Source organism: Thermostichus vulcanus str. 'Rupite', assembly GCF_022848905.1.
In the GTDB taxonomy this organism is placed as follows: domain Bacteria; phylum Cyanobacteriota; class Cyanobacteriia; order Thermostichales; family Thermostichaceae; genus Thermostichus; species Thermostichus vulcanus_A.
This window is the reverse complement of record NZ_JAFIRA010000100.1, coordinates 1-2,291: the sequence shown is the minus strand read 5'-3', so window position 1 is coordinate 2,291 and position 2,291 is coordinate 1. Positions and strand designations below refer to the sequence as shown.

The 2,291-nt window shown below is 56.2% G+C and carries 1 protein-coding gene and 1 pseudogene; one reads left to right on the top strand and one right to left on the bottom strand.

Going from position 1 to position 2,291, the window contains the following annotated elements:
- The first annotated feature begins 47 nt into the window (after positions 1-47).
- A complete protein-coding gene (gene dnaN, locus JX360_RS17230; RefSeq protein WP_425244438.1) occupies positions 48-1,334 on the top strand; it encodes a DNA polymerase III subunit beta in 1,287 nt (428 codons plus the stop codon).
- 7 nt (positions 1,335-1,341) lie between these two features.
- Here the strand turns inward: dnaN and JX360_RS17225 are convergent.
- Positions 1,342-2,291 (bottom strand): annotated as a pseudogene (locus JX360_RS17225) (hypothetical protein); the annotation flags it as partial.

Here is a 2,291-nt window from a genome sequence, read left to right as displayed (position 1 = left end):
GTCCTACGGACAACACGGAGCGTCAACGCGTCAAGGAGACGGCGTTTTTGTCTCCGAGCCGCTTTGGCAAAGGCTCAGAGGAGGATCCCGCCCATTCCATCTTCCTGAGCCTGACCTGTGAGCAAGCCGATCTTAGCCATCACCTCGCGTCGGTGAGTCGAGCCGTGGCCAGTCGCCCTGCCCTGCCTGTTTTGGCCAATGTGCTGCTGGAGGCGGACGCAGACACCCAGCGAGTCGCTCTGACGGCTTTTGACCTGAACTTGGGCATTCGCAGTGAGTTTGATGCGCAGGTGGAGCATTCGGCTCGAACCACTTTGCCCGCCAAGCTCTTCAGCGACATTGTCAGTCGCCTGCCCAGTGGCAAGATAACCCTGAGCCAGCCGCGAGAGGATGCTCCCGTGACCCTGACTTCGGCAGCTGGTCAGTACCAAGTGCGAGGACTATCGGCTGAGGACTACCCTACCCTGCCGGAAGTTGGTGCCGGTGATGGGGGTGAATCTGCACAAGCGTTGGAGCTGCACATTGAGAACCTGTTGCAAGGGATCAGTCAAACCCTCTTTGCCGCTTCTGCAGATGAAACCAAGCAGGTGTTGACGGGGGTGCATGTCAAGTTGCTGGCCGGGGATCCACCGTTGTTGGAGTTTGCTGCTACCGATGGGCATCGTTTGGCTACCGCGCAGACCGAGTTGAGAGAACTCCATTCCGAGAACAGTGACGGGATCCCAAGTGAATGGGCAGGGCAAAATCCAGGAGGGGTTGGGCTAGATTTCACGATTCCCGCTCGTACCCTGCGGGAGTTAGAGCGGATTCTCAGTAACCAAGCTGCTGCTCGCGCCAGCGGGACAGAGTCCTTTACGGTGCAGTTGCGGTTCGACCGGGCACAGGTACAATTCAGACTCGATCGCCATTTGCTCACCAGTCGCCTTTTGGATGGCCAATATCCCGACTACAAGCGCCTGATTCCCAGCCAGTTTGAGCGACAAGTGACCCTGGAGCGCCGCCCCTTGATGGAATCGTTGGAGCGGGTTGGAGTGTTCGCCGCCCAAAGAAACGACATTATCAAGTTCCAACTTTCCGCCGCAACCCAAACCCTACAGATCAGCACCGAAGCTCCCGATGTGGGAAGTGGTCAAGAATTTCTGCCGATACACATGTCTGGGCCGGATCTAGAGCTAGCTTTTAACGTGCGTTACTTACTCGATGCCCTGAAAGTATTCCACACCCAGCAGGTGAGTCTGGAGTTAAACGGTGCGACACAACCCGCTATCTGGAAGCCAATCGGTGCGATGCGCTTGTGCTACTTGGTCATGCCGGTGCAACTGCGGGCCACCTAGGGACCCCTTAGGGATCCAGATAGGCAGTCAGGCTGGCGCGGCGAGTGGGGGCAAATTGAGCACAGGTGTGGAGAATCGTCTCCAGAACAGGAGCATGACTGGCCTGAAACTGCCGCAGGACACTCTCTGGCTTCAACTGATGGGCAAACATTTGATGCACAACCTTGTGCCAAGTTTGGGTTACTTCTTGGCCTAGGCAGGAGTAGATGAATGCTGCCAGGGGAGAACGGGTGAGGTCATGACGGCTGGTGCTGGTTCGGCCTTTGTAGAGCAGCTCCCATACCACAGGGTTGATGTCGCTTCGCCCAACTTCAGGATAGATGGGCCAGGGATTTTGAGGGCTCAGGGGCTCATCCCAGTCTTGTCCGGGGGGTCGATAGCCCAAAAATAACGAGATGGGGCCATCCCCGCCACTGCTCAGGGCCACCGCTTCCAACAGTCCAATTGCCAACAGTTTCACCCCAATGTATTCTTGGCCAATGCGGATATTCTGGGCAGCTTGTTCGGTCATGGTTTGCCAGGTTTCTCGGCTGGGGTAACCGCGGTGCCGCTGGAATACCCGTTGCGCATCCAAATTCAGGAAGAACTGCTCCATCCGCTGCAACACCCGGCGATACTCCACCACTGAGTAAAGGTTAAACTCTAGCAGGCGTGGATCCATCTCTGGCAAGAGATCCCAGGTATGATCCAGAAAAACCCCCGCATCGGTAGAGGCAAAATTTCCTACATCGCGGTTGGTTAGCTCCACCGCATCCCGTAGTATTTGCTCAATGTGTTGTGAAGTCAGCCCCAACTGTAACTCTTGATTGAGCTGCCCAATGCGGTGTTCCAATTGTTCTAGGCAGGAGTAGCCTTCCCCATTCACAGGGCGAAAGGGAATCGTGGCTTCAATGCTGGCGACAATCGCCACTTGATCTTGGAGAGAAAGCCAGGGTTCCAACACATCCAAGGCCAGAC